A 16873-nucleotide genomic window follows, 5' to 3' on the forward strand; every position below is an offset into this window, starting at 1 on the left:
ACGAGGGCATTGCGGGAGAGAGCAACCCGTCTTGCGCTGCCGACTGTCGGGATCTGCTCGCGAAGTGCCTTCACACGTAGATCGCTTCGGCCAGTGCCGCGAGCACCCGCCCGGTGTCGGGGCCGAAGGTGAGGATCTCGGCCTGGTCCATCTGCACCACACGCCGATTGCGCCCCGCGTCGGTCTGGGCCAGGCCTGGCAACTGCAGCACCTTGTCGATTCCGCCGACCGATTCCGCTCCTTGCGTCATCACCAGGATGACCGCGGGATCGGCGTTGATCATCGCCTCCGCGTCGACGGTGGTGAACGAGGAGGTCAACCCGGCCGCGGTTCCGGCGTCGACACCACCGATCGCCTCGATCAGATCGTCGGCGCCCGAGCCGGGTCCTGCCAGGAGCTTGAACCTCTCACCGCGCAGGTACAGAAACGCCATCTTCGACCCACGCGCCCGTTCGGGCACCGATGCCCGTGCCGCCTCGATCTCCGCGTCGGTGCGGGCGGCGAGGGCCCGGCCCTGATCGGGCACGCCCAGCGCTCCGGCGACCGCCGTGATGAGCGGGCCGGTCGAGGCGATGGTGCGGTCCTTGGCGAACACCACGACCGTGATCCCCGCAGAGCGCAGTTGATCGATGGTCCCCGGCGGATTCACCGACTCGTCGATGAGCACCACGCTGGGATCGGCGGCCAGGACCGCTTCGATGTTCACCGAGTGCCCACTGTCGGTGATCAGAGGAAGCTGTCCCGCCTCGGGGATCACGGTGGACCGGTCACGTGCGACCACACGTTCACCCAGCCCGAGGGAGAACACGATGTTCGCCAGGGTGCCCGAGCGATCGATAGCGATGATGCGGCTAGCGTCGGCGACCGTGACCCGTCCGCCGCCCACCGAATTCACGGTCACCGGCAACACCGGGACGGGATTGTCGGCAATCGGCTCGACGTCCGGGCCCTCCAACGCGGCGGTCTGCGGACCGGACCGCAAGATGTTGTCCTGCGCCGTCGAACTGTTCGCCGAGTCGGTGATCGGCGCGGTGGAACAAGCTCCCATCAGCACGCCGACGACCATGATCAGCGCGGCGACGACCGGCACAGTTCTTCCACCGGAAGACCGGTTGTTCACCATCGTCGCACTCCATCCCAGCACAGTGTGAGCCTTACCTTACTTAGGGCGACACGGCTGTAATCGTGCGGGGGACAGCCTCGGGCTAGGCTGGATACATGCCAGTTCGTGCCGCCCTGACCCCCGGCGAGATCTCGCCCACCCTGTCCGTACCATCGTTCATCCCGCGCCCCGAGTACGTGTGGAAGTCGACGGTGAACGAAGGTCACGAGCCGTGGGTTCAGACACCCGAGACGATCGAAAAGATGCGGGTCGCGAGCAAGATCGCGGCCAACGCTCTGGCCGAGGCGGGTAAAGCGGTGGCACCCGGGGTCACCACGGATGAGCTGGACCGGATCGCCCACGCGTACATGATCGACCACGGTGCGTACCCTTCGACGCTGGGATACAAGGGTTTTCCCAAGTCGTGCTGCACCTCGCTCAACGAGGTGATCTGCCATGGGATCCCGGACTCGACCGTCATCGAGGACGGCGACATCGTCAACATCGACGTCACGGCATACATCGACGGGGTGCACGGCGACACCAATGCCACCTTCTTCGCCGGCGATGTCGCTCCAGAGGTGGTCGATCTCGTCGACCGCACCCGCGAGGCGACGAACAGGGCGATCAAGGCAGTGCGTCCGGGCCGGGAACTGAACGTGATCGGGCGGGTCATCGAATCGTACGCAAACCGCTTCGGCTACAACGTGGTCCGCGACTTCACCGGCCACGGGATCGGTGAGACGTTCCACAACGGTCTGGTGATCCTGCATTACGACCAGCCCAACGTCGAGACGCTGATCGAACCAGGCATGGTGTTCACCATCGAGCCGATGATCAATCTCGGCACCCTCGAATACGAGATCTGGGACGACGGCTGGACCGTCGCCACGGCAGACCGCAAATGGACCGCGCAGTTCGAGCACACCCTGGTGGTCACCGACACCGGCGCGGAGATCTTGACCCTGCCGGACGCCTGACCTGTGGCGCACCCAGACCTTCGTCGATGAAAGGCGCCCTGCTGGTCGCGGGCACCAGTTCCGACGCCGGTAAGAGTCTGATCGTCGCCGGGCTGTGTCGTGCGCTTCATCGTTCGGGTGTGTCGGTGGCGCCGTTCAAGGCGCAGAACATGTCGAACAACTCGGTCGTCACACTCGACGGGGGTGAGATCGGGCGAGCACAGGCAATGCAGGCCGCGGCCTGCGGGCTGGCGCCGTCGGTGCGTTTCAACCCGGTCCTGCTCAAGCCCGGAAGCGACCGGCGCTCGCAGGTTGTGGTCCGTGGACAGGCAGACGGGTTCGTCGGTGCCGTGGACTACCACAGTCGCAGAGCGGCTCTGGCCGGTGTCGTGGGGGACGAATTGCGTTCACTGCGCGACGATTTCGATGTCGTGATCTGTGAGGGTGCGGGGTCGCCCGCCGAAATCAACCTCCGTGCGTCCGACATCGCGAACATGGGTCTCGCGGAGATGGGCGATTTGCCGGTGATCGTGGTCGGCGACATCGATCGCGGTGGTGTGCTGGCTCATCTGCTCGGAACGCTGGCGTCGCTCGGGGCAGCCGACCAGGCGCGCATCGCAGGGTTTGTGGTCAACAAGTTCCGCGGCGACCGATCGATATTGGAGCCGGGTCTCGAGCAACTCCACGCCCTCACTGGCCGGCCGACCATCGGCGTGATCCCGTTCGCGGAGGGTCTGTGGCTCGACGCCGAGGACTCGCTTGCCAGCGTGGTCGGGCACCCCGTGGGGCGATCTGCTCCGGCTGTGGGTACGGACCGGTTGTCGGTGGCGGCGATACGCCTGCCCCGGATATCCAACTCCACCGACGTCGAGGCGCTGGCGTGCGAGCCGGGAGTCGACGTGCGCTGGGTGGACGACGCTGCGAGCGTAGCCGTGGCCGATCTGGTGGTGATCCCCGGCAGCAAGGCAACGGTGTCTGATCTGAAGTGGTTGCGTGCCAAAGGAATCGACTCGGCGTTGATCGCCCGCGCCAGAACCGGACGGCCCGTCCTGGGGATCTGCGGCGGCTATCAGATGCTCGGCAGATCGATCACCGACGACGTGGAAGGTCACGTGGGAGAAGTCGCGGGCCTGGGGATCCTCGCCCTCGACGTCGTCTTCGGCGAGCACAAGGTGCTCCGGCAGGTGAACGGCACGGCATGGGGACATCCGGTGACCGGGTATGAGATCCACCACGGGCGGGTGGTCGCTTCCGGAGATGACGGACTGCTGATCGATGCGGAGGCGGGCGGCGAGGGCAGTGTGCGCGGAGCTGTTGTGGGCACCCACTGGCACGGGTTGCTGGCATCGGACGGATTCCGTCGTGACTATCTCCGCCAGGTCGCCGGCCACGTCGGACGCTCCGGGTTCGTGGCCGGGGAGGTGTCGTTCGAACAGGCGAGGATGTCGCAGCTCGATCTGATCGCCGACCTGGTGGAAACCGAACTGGACATGGACTTCATCGCCGACGTGGTCACCGCTGGGCCCAAGCCGGGGCTGCCGACGCTCACGGCCACACTGAGTTGACCCGATCGTCGTACCCGGACACGTAGGCTGACCGGGTGAGTATCGAACACCGCACCCTCACCGTGGGCGACCTGCAGTTCGACGTCAGAATCGGTGGGCCGGACAAGGCGCCGTCAGTACTGTTGCTGCACGGATTTCCCACCACCGGAGCCTGTTTCGACGGCGTCGTCGGACGGCTGCACGATTCGGGCCTGCGCACCATCGTTCCGGACCAGCGCGGCTACAGCCCCCGAGCCCGGCCCGCCGATGTCGCAGCATACGAACTGCGGCACCTGGCCGCCGACGCCATCGGCATCCTCGACGCCCTGGGCATCGGGTACACGATGGTGGTGGGACACGACTTCGGGTCGCTCGTGGCGTGGCATCTGGCCGGACACCACCCGGATCGGGTGACCGGGCTCGTCGCGGTCAGCGTGGGCCATCCATCGGCGATCTCGACGTCCCTGGCCGCGAGCGATCAGCGTGAACGGTCGTCGTACATCCTCGACTTCGTCAAGCCCGACGCCGAGGAGACCATGCTCGCCGACGATGCGAAAATGCTGCGAGAGCTGGTTCCCGACGACAGCGTGCTGCCGCTCACCGAGCGTCCGGCACTGACAGCGGCGCTGAACTGGTACCGCGCGAACTTCACCGGCGACATCAAGGCGCACCTGTCGTGCCCGCCGATCGAAGCCCCCACGACGATGCTCTGGGGCGACCAGGATTTCGCGCTGGGGCGCGAGCAGGCAGAGGGGAGTGGACGATACGTCTACTCCGACTACCGGTTCGCTGCCCTCGAAGGCGTCGATCACTGGGTGCCCCAGAACGCGGCGGCTGCGCTCGCGAGCGAGGTCGCGTTGCGTTCAGCCGTGTGGTGATCTTCCCTGTGCGGTGACCGGCCCAGGCCCGGTCCCCTCAGACCTCGAGGCCGAGGAGTGCGTTCTCGAGGACTTCCGGCATGGCGGGGTGGATCCAGTACTGACCGCGGGCCATGTTCTTGACATCGAGACCGAACGACATGGCCTGGATGACGGGTTGGATGACCGACGGCGCCTGCGGGCCGATGATGTGTGCGCCCAGGATGCGCCCGGTGCCCTTCTCGGCGATCACCTTGCACAGACCGGTGAGGTCCTCCATCGCCCAGCCGTACGCCACATCGCCGTAGTTCTGCACCTTGACGGTGATGTCGAGGCCGGCCTGCACCGCCTCGTCCTCGGTCAATCCGACCGACGCGATCTGCGGGTGGGTGAACACCGCAGCCGGTACGAACCGGTGGTCGAAGGATTCCAGTTCGGTGCCGTCCCAATCGCGCAGGAGGTTGGCCTGCACCACCCGACCTTCGTGGTTGGCGACGTGCTTGAGCTGGTACTTCGAGGTGACGTCGCCCACAGCCCACACGTTCCGGGCTGCGGTGCGCCCGTAGGCGTCTCGGCAGACGCGGCCCTCGGAGTCGATGTCGACGCCGATCGTGTCCAGCGCCAGCCTGTCGCCGTTGGGGATCCGGCCGACAGCGACCAAGAGGGCATCTCCGGCGATGACGGTGTCGTCGGCGAGCTGCACCCGGACGTCGCCAGAATCCTCCTGCTCGACACTGTGGATCGCGGACTCGAAGTGCACATCCCATGCGGCCGAAGCGATTTCGGTGAACCTGCGGGAGATGTCGGCGTCCTGCGCACGCAGGAGCGCATTGCTGCGGGCGATGATCGACACCTTCGAACCCAATGCGCCGAACACGTGGGCGAACTCGGCCGCGATGTAGCCGCTGCCGATGATGATCAGGTGCCTGGGGAGCTCGGGTAGACGCATCACGTCTTCGTTGGTGTGGAAGTTGACCCCGCTCTCGGCGACCACGTCCGGGATGGCCGGCCTCGATCCGGCGGCCAGCACCACCTTGGTGGCGACGACCTCGTCTCCGGCAGCGGTGCGCAGCCGATACCGGCCGTCGTCGGTGACCCCGTCGAACTCGACGTGAGTGGTGTAGACGGTGATGTTGGTGCAGTCCTCCACGCGGTAGCGCTTACCGCCCGCCGAGATCGGATCGATCCGCCCGAAGACGCGGTTGACGATACCCGGCCAGTCGACCTTCTCCACCGACCCCGTGACACCGAGACGTTCGCCCTCCCGAATGGTCTGGGCGATCTCCGCGGCGTACACGAACATCTTGGTGGGGATGCAGCCGACATTCAGGCAGGTGCCGCCGTAGATGCTCTCCTCGAAGATCGCGATCTCCTGATCGGCAAACCTCTCGTCGGGGATCGAGTTGCCGGTTCCCGAACCGATGATCGCCAGGTCCACCTCGTGCACGTGTGGACGGCCGTCGGTCGTTGTCGATTCAGCCATGGATGACACCTCGTATCCGGTCGTTGTTGCTCGAAAGCCAGTGGTCGAGTTCGGAGTAGGCGGTGTCGCGTACCCCGGTGCGCGAGAGGAAGACGTCGTGGCGTGCGCCCTCGACGGGGACGACGCTCACCCGGCCACCGAGGCAACCCGACCACTTGGCGATCTGGCGAACGTCGAGGACTCCGTCTGCCGAGTCGATGTCTGCGACACTGCCGTCGGCCTCGGGACCGCTGAGGGTCGTCTCGGTCGAGTGCAGCACCAGCGAGGGAACGCCGATGTCGAGTCCGCGGTGCAATCTGGCCTGTCCCTGACGTACCGCGCTGAGGAAACCGAACGTGACAGGATAACCCTGTAAGGGTTTGTAATTGAGGTCGTACTCCCACTCGCCGTGCACGCTGTGGTGCAGACTCTCGCCGTAGGCGCCGGAGATGTTGCGGGGTATGGCGGCCAAGGGGCGTACCCGGGCGACGCCGTTGATCAGCGCGGTCCCGGCCGTGCGCAGGGTCGGTGCGCCTTGCAGGTCGAACCAGGGTGAGTTCAGCACGAGCCCGCGTGGTCGTGCCGAAACCAGGGGATCAAGCGCCCGCGGCCTGTCGAGTGCCCGCAGCCGATCGAGCCACAGCGCGGTGATCAGGCCGCCGGTGGAGTGTGCGGCCACCAGGAGCGGAACCCCGTCGGTGCCGGCGTTGATCTCCGCGACGGCGAGGTCGAGCTCGAAGTCGTAGGCGGAGAGGTCGGTGATGTGATGAGGGGTCTGCCCCGGTCGCTGCGATCGTCCGCACTTGCGCAGATCCAACGCATAGAAGGCAAACCCGCGCTGAGCGAAGAACTCGGCGAGCGGTCGTTGGAAGAAGTAGTCGGTGAAGCCGTGCACGTACAGCACCGCACCGGTCACCGGACCGGCCGGTTCGTGGCGGACGAGGGTGGCGGTTATCTCACCTTCACCGTCGGGGTCCATGCCGAGGTCGAAGGTCGACGCCGAGAAGTCGGGGCCGAGTACATCGGGCTGCCAGCGGGAAGGGGCCACAATCGTTCACTGTAGATGTGCGCGCGGCCATGGGGAGTGTGCCCGAGGCAACTGCCGACCGCGTTGCAATGACCGCACCCGCATGAGCGACAATGGAACACATCCGAAAGTTCGCCGAATCAGGAAGTTGAGCCGGAGTGTCTGAGTCAGCAAACCCGCGCGACGGCGGAGTCATCACAACCGACATCGTGCTGGTGGGCGCCGGAATCATGAGCGCCACGCTGGGCGCGTTGATCCACCGGCTGCAGCCGGACTGGTCGATCAGTGTGTTCGAGCGCCTCGACGCCGCGGCCGCCGAGAGCAGCGATCCCTGGAACAACGCCGGTACCGGGCACTCCGCGCTCTGTGAATTGAATTACACGCCGCAGACAGCTGACGGCGACGTCGACATCACCAAGGCTCTGCACATCAACGAGCAGTTCCAGGTCTCGCGCCAATTCTGGGCGAACTCGGTGGAATCAGGTGTCCTGCGGCGTCCCGAGGAGTTCATCAACCCGATCCCGCACGTGAGCTTCGTGCACGGTGAATCGAACATCGACTACTTGCGTAAGCGGTACGACAAGCTGGCGGGCGAGACCCTGTTCAAGGGGATGGAGTACATCACCGACCCCGTGGAGTTCACCAAGCGTCTGCCGCTGATGTCGGCAGGCCGCGATTTCACGGATCCGGTAGCACTCAACTGGTTCGACGGCGGAACCGACGTGGATTTCGGCGCCCTCACCCAGCAGTTGCTCGGCTACATCGGCCACGCCGGCACGGTGAACTTCGGGCACGCGGTCACCAACCTGAAGAAGCAATCCGACGGCACCTGGATCCTGAAGGTCAAGAACCTCCGGACCAAGGAAACCAGCACGGTCAAAGCAGGTTTCGTCTTCATCGGGGCGGGCGGCGGCGCCCTGCATCTGCTGCAGAAGTCGGGAATCAAGGAAGCCAAGGGATTCGGCGGCTTCCCCGTGAGCGGCGCGTTCTTCCGCTGCACCAACCCCGATCTGATCGACGATCACGGCGCGAAGGTGTACGGCAAGGCAGCTGTCGGTGCGCCACCGATGTCGGTGCCTCACCTCGACACCCGCGTGATCAACGGCAAGGCAGGACTGCTCTTCGGACCGTATGCCGGGTGGTCGCCCAAGTTCCTCAAGGAGGGCAAGATCACCGATCTGCCCGCCTCGATCAAACCGGGCAACCTCCTGCCGATGATGTCGATCGCGCCGAAGGAGTTCGGCTTGCTGAAGTACCTGATCAGCGAACTCGCCGCCGGACCGGCGGATCGGGTCGAGACGTTGGCCGAGTTCGTGCCGAGGGCGCAGGGCGAAGACTGGGAGCTCATCGTCGCCGGCCAGCGCGTGCAGGTCATCCGCAAGCAGGGGCGCGGCGGTGTGCTCGAGTTCGGGACCGCGGTCATCGCCGCGGAGGACGGCAGCATCGCAGGCTTGCTGGGCGCGTCGCCCGGTGCCTCCACCGCCGTCCCGGCGATGCTCGATGTCTTGCAGCGTTGCTTCCCGAAGCACTACGAGGCGTGGCAGCCGCAGCTGTCCGACATGATCCCGTCGCTGGGCCACAAACTGAACGACAATCCCCGTCTCTTCGAGCAGATCTGGGACCACACGTCCAAGGTTCTCGGACTGCAGAACACTGTCGAGACGACGCCGAATGAGCGTGGCGCTCATCTGGCGACGCCGAGCACCGTGTGATAGGCACTTGCATATGACCGCCACCGCGAGCCTGCACCGCAGCTGGGCCCAAGACATCGAGATGTCGACCCTCTACAAGATCCTGCAGCTGCGAGTGGAGGTGTTCGTCGTCGAGCAGTCGTGCCCGTATCTCGACCTCGACGGGCGCGACCTCGATCCGGACACGAGGCATCTGTGGCTCGAAGAAGACGGCGAGATCATCAGCACCTTGCGACTGCTCGAAGAGCACGAAGGCGGCAAGTCCTACCGGATCGGCCGCCTGTGCACCGACCGCGCGCACCGAGGTCAGGGTCACACAACCCGGCTGCTGCAGACGGCTCTGGCAGACGTCGGTTCGGACCTCTGCCGTATTCATGCGCAGACCTACCTCATCGACATGTACGCCAAGCATGGTTTCGTCGTCGACGGCGAGGAGCATCTGCTCGACGGCGTCCCACATGTGCCGATGGTTCGCGGCGGCGGACATCGCTGACGGTGTGAAGGATCCCCTCTCCCGAGAGACAGCCTCAGCCCGGGGCCCTGGGCACGACAGCAATGCCGTGCTGGACCTCCCTTTTCCGTTCAGTGCTGTTGTCGGACAAGAACAGCTCAAGCTGGCGCTCATCCTCGCCGCCATCGCGCCGTCGATTGGTGGCGTGCTGATCCGGGGCGAAAAGGGCACGGCCAAGACCACCGTGGTGAGGGCGCTCGGTCCGCTGCTGCCTGCTCGCGACGACACCCGGGCATCAGTGGTGGAATTGCCGATCGGTGCCACCGAGGATCGGGTGGTCGGTTCACTCGATCTGCAAAAAATTCTGTCCGAGGGTGAAAAAGCTTTCACGCCAGGACTGTTGGCAAACGCCGACGGCGGAGTGCTCTACATCGACGAGGTCAACCTGCTCGCCGACCACCTCGTCGACGTGCTGCTGGACGCAGCGGCGACGGGCCGGGTGGTCATCGAGCGTGACGGCGTCTCGCACACGCAGGCGGCCCGTTTTGTCCTCGTGGGAACGATGAACCCCGAAGAGGGTGAGCTTCGCCCGCAGTTGCTGGATCGATTCGGACTGGCGGTGGATGTCGCCGCGCCGCAGGAGATCGCGACGCGCGTCCAGGTGATGGAACGCCGACTCGCGTATGAAGACGACCCGGCAGGTTTCGCGGCACGGTTCACCGACCAGGACGCCGAGGTGGCCGTAGCCATCGCGCGGGCACGCTCGATGGTCGGATCGGTACGGCTGCCGCCGGCCCAACTCCGGCGTATCGCGGCGATCTGCATGGAACTCCAGGTGGACGGTCTGCGCGGTGATCTCGTGGTCGCCCGTGCGGCCCGGGCCCACGCCGCATGGCGTGGCTCGGAGCTTGTCGAGGACATCGACGTGCGGCGTGCGGTGGAACTCGCGTTACCGCACCGACGTCGCCGCGACCCCTTTGATGAGCCCGGTCTCACCGAGGACCAACTCGACGACGCCCTGCAGAAGGCGGACGAGCAGTCGCACGAGCCGGACAGTCAGAACTCGGAAGAACAAACGCCCGGGCCAGAACCCGAATCGCCGCCGCCCGGCGATCCGGCGGACACCGACCCCGATCCCGACCCCGACGACCCCGGTCCGGACGGCCCGACGGGTGGGGGAGCAACCCCGCCGAGCGGCGGATTCTCGCCGACCCGCGCGTCCGGCAAGGTCAAACCCATCAGTGCCGTGGGTGTTGGCGCCGGGGAGCCGGGTCGACGTTCGCAATCGCTGAGCGTACGGGGGCAGGCAGTTCGAGCGGTCACCGAAGGCGGAAGTGGCGTACACCTGATCGGCACGGTTCTGGCCGCCGCGGAAGGCCACCTCGAGCGGGGCAACACGCGACTGCAGGTACTACCGCAAGACGTCCGGGGTGCGCTGCGCCGCGGCAAAGAAGGCAACTTGGTGGTCTTCGTGCTCGACCTGTCGGGATCGATGGCGGCACGTAAGCGCCTGGACGCAGTGTCTGGCGCAGTGGTGTCCATGCTGCGCGATTCGTACCAGCGACGTGATCGTGTCGCCGTGGTGACGGTGCGCGGTGACGGAGCAGAGGTCGCGGTTCCGCCGACCCGGTCCGTGGACGCTGCGGTACGGAGGCTGACCGGTCTGCGCACCGGCGGACGCACCCCGCTGGCCGAAGGCCTGCTCACCGCTCGCGAGGTGATCCGCCGGAACGCGTACAAAGAGCCTCATCGACGCCCGCTGGTGGTGGTGCTCACCGACGGCCGGGCGACCGCCGGAGCGGGCGCCTTGCCCAGGGCCGCCGTGGCGGCCGACCGGCTCCGTCGCGACGGGACCACATCCATCGTGATCGACTGTGAGCACGGCATGATCCGTCTCGGGCTTGCGGCAACGCTCGCCAACGGCCTCGGTGGTCAGTGCGTGCAACTCGCCGACCTCACCGCCAGTGGTGTCGCGGGCGTCATCCGCGCGGCGGCTTGAGCACGGATGTAGACGCCGGGCATTCACAGACCACCACATCGAGAGAGGAAGAGCTGTGCCACAGGGAGTTCCATCGGTCATCCCCGACGACGGTCTGACCACCCGGGCGCGCCGCAACCTGCCGGTGCTGGCTGTTCACACCGGTGACGGCAAGGGCAAGTCAACGGCAGCTTTCGGGATGGCCATGCGTGCCTGGAATGCCGGCCTCGACATCGGCGTGTTCCAGTTCGTCAAGAGTGCCAAGTGGAAGGTCGGCGAAGAGTCCGCACTCACCGCGCTCGGTGAACTCCACGCCCAGACAGGCCAGGGTGGTCCGGTGCAGTGGCACAAGATGGGTGAGGGCTGGTCGTGGATCCGCCACTCGGGCAACGAATCGGACCACGCCGAGCAGGCTGCCCAGGGGTGGCTGGAGATCCGGCGCCGCATCCTCGAGAGGACCCACGAGTTCTATGTCCTCGACGAGTTCACCTATCCACTCAACTGGGGGTGGGTGGACGTCGACGACGTCATCGAGGTGCTGAGGTCTCGGGAAGGCAAACAGCACGTGGTGATCACCGGTCGTCGCGCTCCGGCCGCGCTGGTCGACGCCGCCGACCTCGTCACGGAGATGGTCAAGACCCGGCACCCGATGGATGCCGGTCGCAAGGGTCAGAAGGGGATCGAGTGGTGACGGCTCCGCCGGCACTCGTCATCGCGGCTCCGGCGTCCGGGAGCGGTAAGACCACTGTCACAACGGGTTTGATCGGCGCTCTGGCCCGGGCCGGGCACCGTGTCGCGCCCTTCAAGGTTGGCCCCGACTACATCGACCCCGGCTACCACGGACTGGCGGCGGGCCGGCCGGGCCGCAATATCGACCCCGTGCTCGTCGGCGAGGACCGCATCGGTCCGCTGTATCGAGCCGGATCCGCCGGCTGCGACATCGCCGTCGTCGAAGGCGTCATGGGGTTGTTCGACGGCCGCATCACCGAAGACCACATGCCGGCGATCGCGCCCGGATCCACCGCTCAGGTCGCATCTTTACTCGGTGCGCCGGTGGTACTGGTGATCGACGCATCCGGACACAGTCAGAGCCTCGCCGCGATCCTGCACGGGTTCGTCAGCTTCGATCCCGGCATCGACATCCGGGGTGTGATCCTCAACCGGGTCGGTTCCCCCCGTCACGAGTTCGTGCTTCGCCAGGCCTGTGCCCGCGCCGGGCTGGAAGTGTTCGGCGCCGTTCCCCGCAACGCCACAATGGCCGTGCCCTCGCGCCACCTGGGCTTGATACCCGCTGCCGAACGTGGGCCCGAAGCGGTCGCCGCAATCGACGCCATGACCGAACTGATCGGCGGCGCAGTCGATCTGGCGGCCCTGGTCGCCGCCGCCGACATCGGTGCTGGTGCCGTCGGCCCGATGTGGTCACCGGAACTGGAGGTCGGGGTCGACGAATCTGTGGCGGCCCACACCAGGCCGGTCATCGCACTGGCGTCCGGTGCGGCCTTCACATTCGGGTACGCCGAACACTCCGAACTCCTGGCCGCCGCCGGCGCTTCGGTGGTGCCGTTCGACCCCCTCACCGACCTGTTACCCGATGGGTGTTCCGGTGTCGTCATCGGTGGCGGATTCCCCGAGGAACATGCCGCCGCGCTTGCCGCCAACCGGCGGCTGCTGACCCAGCTGCGCACAGTCGCACATTCCGGGATCCCCATCCACGCCGAATGCGCGGGACTGCTGTACCTGGCTCAGAGCCTCGATGATCATGTGATGGCCGGAGTGCTCCCGTTGCGTGGAACCTTCGGCAAGACACTGACACTCGGCTACCGGGACGCCGTCGCCCTGACGGATTCGGTGCTGTTCGATGCCGGCTCCCGGATGCGGGGGCACGAGTTCCACCGCACCACGATCACGGCTCTCGACGGCTCGAAGCCGAGCGCCTGGGGGTGGCGGCGCGATGGGGTGGCCCACATCGAGGGTTGGGTGAAGGGCAACGTGCACGCGTCGTATCTGCACACTCATCCGGCAGGCAGGCCGGAGGTCGTCGCGCGCCTGGTGCGGGCGGCGAGAACCGCGTTCGACAGCGTTTCGCAGTACTGACGAGCGCGACGCCCTAGGTGCCGACCGCGCACACGAAGTGCGCTGGGTACGGTTTATCGCATGTCGGACAAGGAACTCGAAGGCCAGCAGGCCGATCACTACCTGGTGGGGCTCAGTTTGTCCGGACGTCGGGTGGTGATCATCGGTGCGGGTTCGGTGGTGCAGAGACGATTGGGCACCCTCGCCGACAGCGGCGCGGACATCCACGTCATCGCCCCCGAGGCGACCCCGACAGTCGAATCGTTCCCGGGCATCACGTTGTCGCTGAGGCAATACCGCGACGGCGATCTCGCAGATGCCTGGTATGCGCTCGCGTGCACCGACGATCCCGAGGTCAACGCCGCGGTGGTGGCCGAGGCCGAATCGCGGCGCATCTTCTGTGTTCGCGCCGACGATGCGCGGCACGGTACCGCCGTGACCCCTGCGTCGTTACGGCACGACCACCTGAGCATCGGTGTGCTGGCCGGTGGTGACCATCGACGGTCTGCCGCGGTCCGGACCGCGATCGGCCAGGCGCTCGGCGGCGGGGAGCTGGGCGCTGCCGGTCTGGAGGCGGCTGCACACGGTTCACAGCCACCCGGGGTCGCGCTCGTCGGAGGTGGTCCGGGTGACCCGGACCTGATCACGGTGCGTGGTCGGCGGTTGCTCGCCGCTGCCGATGTGGTCGTCGCCGATCGTCTCGCGCCGCCGGCGCTGCTCGCCGAGCTGGGCCCGCACGTGGAGATCATCGATGCCGCGAAGGTCCCCTACGGACGGGCGATGAAACAGGAGTCGATCAACGAGGTCCTCATCGACCGCGCCAAGGCAGGCAAGTTCGTGGTCCGCTTCAAGGGTGGGGATCCGTACGTGTACGGCCGCGGGTTCGAGGAGCTCGCGGCATGTGTGGCCGCGGGTGTGCCGGTGACGGTGGTCCCCGGGATCACCAGCGCCATCGCCGGCCCTTCGGCCGCCGGCATCCCGGTGACGCACCGGGGGATGACCCACGAGGTGGTGGTGGTCTCCGGGCACATCCCGCCCGATCATCCCGACTCCCTCGTCGAATGGCCTGCACTGGCGAAGATGCGCGGCACCATCGTGTTGATGATGGCCGTCGAGCGGCTCGACGTGTTCACCGCTGCTCTGCTCACAGGCGGCCGGGACGAGGCGACGCCCGTCGCGATCATCGAGAACGCCACCCTCAACAGCCAGCGGGTCGTGCGCTCGACGCTTGCTGCGGCGGCCGCGGACGCACGCGCGCAGAACGTTCGACCGCCCGCGATCGTGGTGATCGGCCCGGTCGCCGGGTTCGACGCGGAAACCGGCAGCACCGGGACTCCCGCGACCGGACCGTGACAAGCTTGATTGTGAAATGGCGACCAGGCGGCGGTACCGTCGATGTCCATGACCTCATCGACACGCATGTCTGCTGACGTCGGACAGACCCGCGTGTGGGGTCCGCAGATCGTCGTGCTGGGCGGTATGCAGCTGCTCGTGGTGCTCGACGGCACGGTCGCCGCCCTGGCTCTGCCACGGATACAGACAGCGTTGGAGCTCTCCGACAGCGCCGGAGCGTGGATCATCACTGCGTACGTGCTCGCGTTCGGTGGTCTGATGCTGCTCGGCGGAAGGCTCGGCGACACCTTCGGACGCAAGAGGATGTTCGTCGGGGGTGTCGCGGCCTTCACCGTCACTTCTCTGCTCTGCGGACTCGCCTGGGATCCGTTCAGCCTGATCATCGGGCGCGGGTTGCAAGGCGCTTCGGCAGCGGTGGCCGCGCCCACCGCAATGGCCCTGGTGGCGACCACATTCGCGCCGGGCAAACCCCGCAACCAGGCATTTGCGGTCTACGCCGCGATGACCGGGATCGGTTCGGTGGCGGGTCTGATCGCGGGAGGCGTCCTCACCGAACTGTCCTGGCGGCTGGTGTTCCTGATCAACGTCCCGATCGGGCTGCTGGTCGCGATAGGCGCCATCTTCGTCCTCCAGGAGTCACAGGGTGAGCGACTGCCGCTCGACGTCCGGGGTGCCGTACTCGGCACCGCCGGCTGTTCCCTGGTGGTGCTGGCGGTGAACGAAGGACCCGGAGGCTGGTTACGGCCGATCGTCGTGGCCCCGCTCATCTTGGGGATCTGTGCGCTGATCGCATTTGTGATGGTCGAGCGTCATGCCGACAACCCCATCCTGCCGTTCAGTCTGTTCGCCAACCACAGCCGCGTCGCAGCGCTGGTCGCGATCCTGCTGGCGGGCGCCATCATCATGTGCATGGCGGTCTTCATCTCGCTGTACCTGCAGGGTATTCTCAAGTACTCGCCGATCCAGAGCGGCATGGCCGTGGTTCCGTTCGCGTTCGGTCTAGGGATCGCGGCGGCCGTCGCATCCAAGCTGTCGTTGCGTTTCCAGCCGCGATGGCTGGTGATCGCCGGCGGTTCGGTGGTGGTCGCGGGCTGCGCCTATGCTGCCGCGATCGCCCGCGACGCTCCCGCTTACATGCCGCACATCTTCATTCCGGTGATCGTGATCGGCGCCGGCGTGGGTATGGCGGTGATCCCGCTGACGCTGTCTGTGGTCGCCGGGGTGGGGCCCACCGAGATCGGACCGCTGACCGCGCTCGCGCAGGTGGCCCAGAACCTCGGTGGAGCGATTGCCCTGGTCGCGGTCGGGGCGATGGTGACCTCGCGGACACTGTCCGAGGGCGGGGTGACCGGGCCGGTGGAAGAGATGGACGCAGGCCAGCTCGATGCGCTCGCCAGCGGTTATGGGCTGGCGTTCGTCTGTTGCGCGGCGATCGCCGTCCTCGCCGGTGTGGTGGTGTTGTTCATGCGTTTCACCCCCGAGGACGTCGCAGAGGGGCAAGCGGCCCAGGAGGCCGCTCACACCGACATCGACCCGAACGAACTGACTGCCTGACCCTGAGCCTTTCGCTCAGTCGGTGAGGACGATCAGCTCCCGCTCAGAGGCCACCTCGGCTCGCTGACCCCCGTCGGCGACGATTGCCGCCAGCGAGTTGATGTCGCGCACCTGTTTGCGAGACCGGATCAGCGAGCGGGCCACCACACCCTTGTGGTGCTTGTTGAAGTGGCTGACAACGGTGCGTGTGCCGTCGGGTCCCTCGGTCAGCACGGTCACCGTGATGGCGTCGGGGACCGGACCCAGTTGCTGGTAACCACCCGACCGCAGGTCGATGACCACATCCTCGCCCAGAGCTGCGAGGGCCTCGGGGAGCGCGGGTTTCCATTCGGCTGCCAGCGTTCTGAACCCGGGAATCTTCGACCCGGCGGACAGTCGGTACGCGGGGATCAGGTCACCCGCTCGCACGACGCCGAACAGTGCCGAGCCGACAGCGAGACGGTCGATCGCCTTGTTCTTGCCTGCCCGGCTCAGCGACGGGTAGTCGAGTGCGTCGAACAACACACCGGTGTACCGCTCGATCGCCGGTCGCGTCGGACTCGTCCACAGCAGGGCGTTCCGCTCGATCTCGGGCGTTGCCGAAGCCCCCAGGCCCAGAGCCTTGCGGCTCGCGTCGTGGTCGTCGGCGAGGGACACGATGGCCTCGGCCAGCTTGCGGCGGATGGGCGTCAGGGTGGGCAACGACAACGCGTCCAGGTCCAGTGGGGCGCCGCGGCCGCCTCCGGCCTTGGTCTCCGAGGGGGGTAACACGATCAGCACAGTGCAACACCGTATCGCCGACGGCTCAGCCGTGACCGGGCACCGCCGGGAAGGCGTCCAGAC

The 16873-nt window shown here is 66.7% G+C and carries 14 protein-coding genes; 10 read left to right on the forward strand and 4 right to left on the reverse strand.

Going from position 1 to position 16873, the window contains the following annotated elements; all coding sequences use genetic code 11:
- Positions 1-70: 70 nt before the first annotated feature.
- Positions 71-1123, reverse strand: a complete 1053-nt coding sequence (locus CSW57_RS22995; RefSeq protein ID WP_223249454.1) for a heme/hemin ABC transporter substrate-binding protein — start codon at positions 1121-1123, stop codon at positions 71-73.
- 95 nt (positions 1124-1218) lie between these two features.
- Here CSW57_RS22995 and map point away from each other — a divergent pair, with 95 nt between their 5' ends.
- From map to CSW57_RS23010, 3 genes are read left to right on the forward strand one after another with little or no spacing between them, the layout of a single operon-like run.
- Positions 1219-2082 carry a type I methionyl aminopeptidase gene (gene map / locus CSW57_RS23000; RefSeq protein ID WP_099384933.1) on the forward strand — a complete coding sequence of 288 codons (864 nt, stop codon included), beginning with the start codon at positions 1219-1221 and terminating at the stop codon, positions 2080-2082.
- Positions 2083-2108: 26 nt separating this feature from the next.
- Entirely contained in the window at positions 2109-3626 is a 1518-nt protein-coding gene (locus tag CSW57_RS23005; RefSeq protein WP_099384934.1) for a cobyric acid synthase, read from the forward strand.
- A gap of 35 nt (positions 3627-3661) precedes the next feature.
- Positions 3662-4483, forward strand: coding sequence for an alpha/beta fold hydrolase (locus CSW57_RS23010; RefSeq protein WP_099384935.1), 822 nt, complete (start codon positions 3662-3664; stop codon positions 4481-4483).
- 37 nt (positions 4484-4520) lie between these two features.
- On the opposite strand, the gene mtr is transcribed toward CSW57_RS23010, so the two are convergent.
- Both mtr and CSW57_RS23020 read right to left on the reverse strand, forming a co-directional pair.
- Positions 4521-5945 carry a mycothione reductase gene (mtr, locus tag CSW57_RS23015; protein WP_099384936.1) on the reverse strand — a complete coding sequence of 475 codons (1425 nt, stop codon included), beginning with the start codon at positions 5943-5945 and terminating at the stop codon, positions 4521-4523.
- Positions 5938-6972 (reverse strand): alpha/beta hydrolase, encoded by a 1035-nt coding sequence (locus CSW57_RS23020; RefSeq protein ID WP_223249455.1) that lies wholly within the window; start codon positions 6970-6972, stop codon positions 5938-5940. The genes mtr and CSW57_RS23020 overlap by 8 nt, the downstream gene beginning before the upstream one ends.
- Positions 6973-7109: 137 nt before the next feature.
- On the opposite strand from CSW57_RS23020, the gene mqo reads away from it, so the two are divergent.
- The 7 genes from mqo to CSW57_RS23055 are packed head-to-tail and all read left to right on the forward strand — an operon-like array spanning position 7110 to position 16051.
- Positions 7110-8663: a malate dehydrogenase (quinone) gene (gene mqo, locus CSW57_RS23025; protein WP_223249456.1), complete on the forward strand. Its 1554-nt coding sequence runs from the start codon at positions 7110-7112 to the stop codon at positions 8661-8663.
- A gap of 13 nt (positions 8664-8676) precedes the next feature.
- On the forward strand, positions 8677-9135 hold the full coding sequence (locus CSW57_RS23030) for a GNAT family N-acetyltransferase (protein WP_023963909.1): 459 nt from the start codon (positions 8677-8679) through the stop codon (positions 9133-9135).
- A complete protein-coding gene (locus CSW57_RS23035; RefSeq protein WP_099384937.1) occupies positions 9101-11092 on the forward strand; it encodes a VWA domain-containing protein in 1992 nt (663 codons plus the stop codon). Before CSW57_RS23030 ends, CSW57_RS23035 begins: the two co-directional genes overlap by 35 nt.
- Before the next feature lie 55 nt (positions 11093-11147).
- Positions 11148-11762, forward strand: coding sequence for a cob(I)yrinic acid a,c-diamide adenosyltransferase (gene cobO / locus CSW57_RS23040; RefSeq protein WP_099384938.1), 615 nt, complete (start codon positions 11148-11150; stop codon positions 11760-11762).
- On the forward strand, positions 11756-13165 hold the full coding sequence (locus CSW57_RS23045) for a cobyrinate a,c-diamide synthase (RefSeq protein WP_099384939.1): 1410 nt from the start codon (positions 11756-11758) through the stop codon (positions 13163-13165). Before cobO ends, CSW57_RS23045 begins: the two co-directional genes overlap by 7 nt.
- A gap of 60 nt (positions 13166-13225) precedes the next feature.
- Positions 13226-14497: a uroporphyrinogen-III C-methyltransferase gene (gene cobA, locus CSW57_RS23050; RefSeq protein ID WP_099384940.1), complete on the forward strand. Its 1272-nt coding sequence runs from the start codon at positions 13226-13228 to the stop codon at positions 14495-14497.
- Between the two features lie 48 nt (positions 14498-14545).
- On the forward strand, positions 14546-16051 hold the full coding sequence (locus CSW57_RS23055; protein WP_223249458.1) for an MFS transporter: 1506 nt from the start codon (positions 14546-14548) through the stop codon (positions 16049-16051).
- A 15-nt stretch (positions 16052-16066) separates the two neighbouring features.
- Here CSW57_RS23055 and yaaA read toward each other — a convergent pair whose 3' ends face one another.
- Positions 16067-16810, reverse strand: coding sequence for a peroxide stress protein YaaA (yaaA, locus tag CSW57_RS23060; protein ID WP_099384942.1), 744 nt, complete (start codon positions 16808-16810; stop codon positions 16067-16069).
- Positions 16811-16873: the final 63 nt, after the last annotated feature.

Source organism: Williamsia muralis (genome assembly GCF_002735905.1).
GTDB classification, from domain to species: Bacteria; Actinomycetota; Actinomycetes; order Mycobacteriales; family Mycobacteriaceae; genus Williamsia; species Williamsia muralis_A.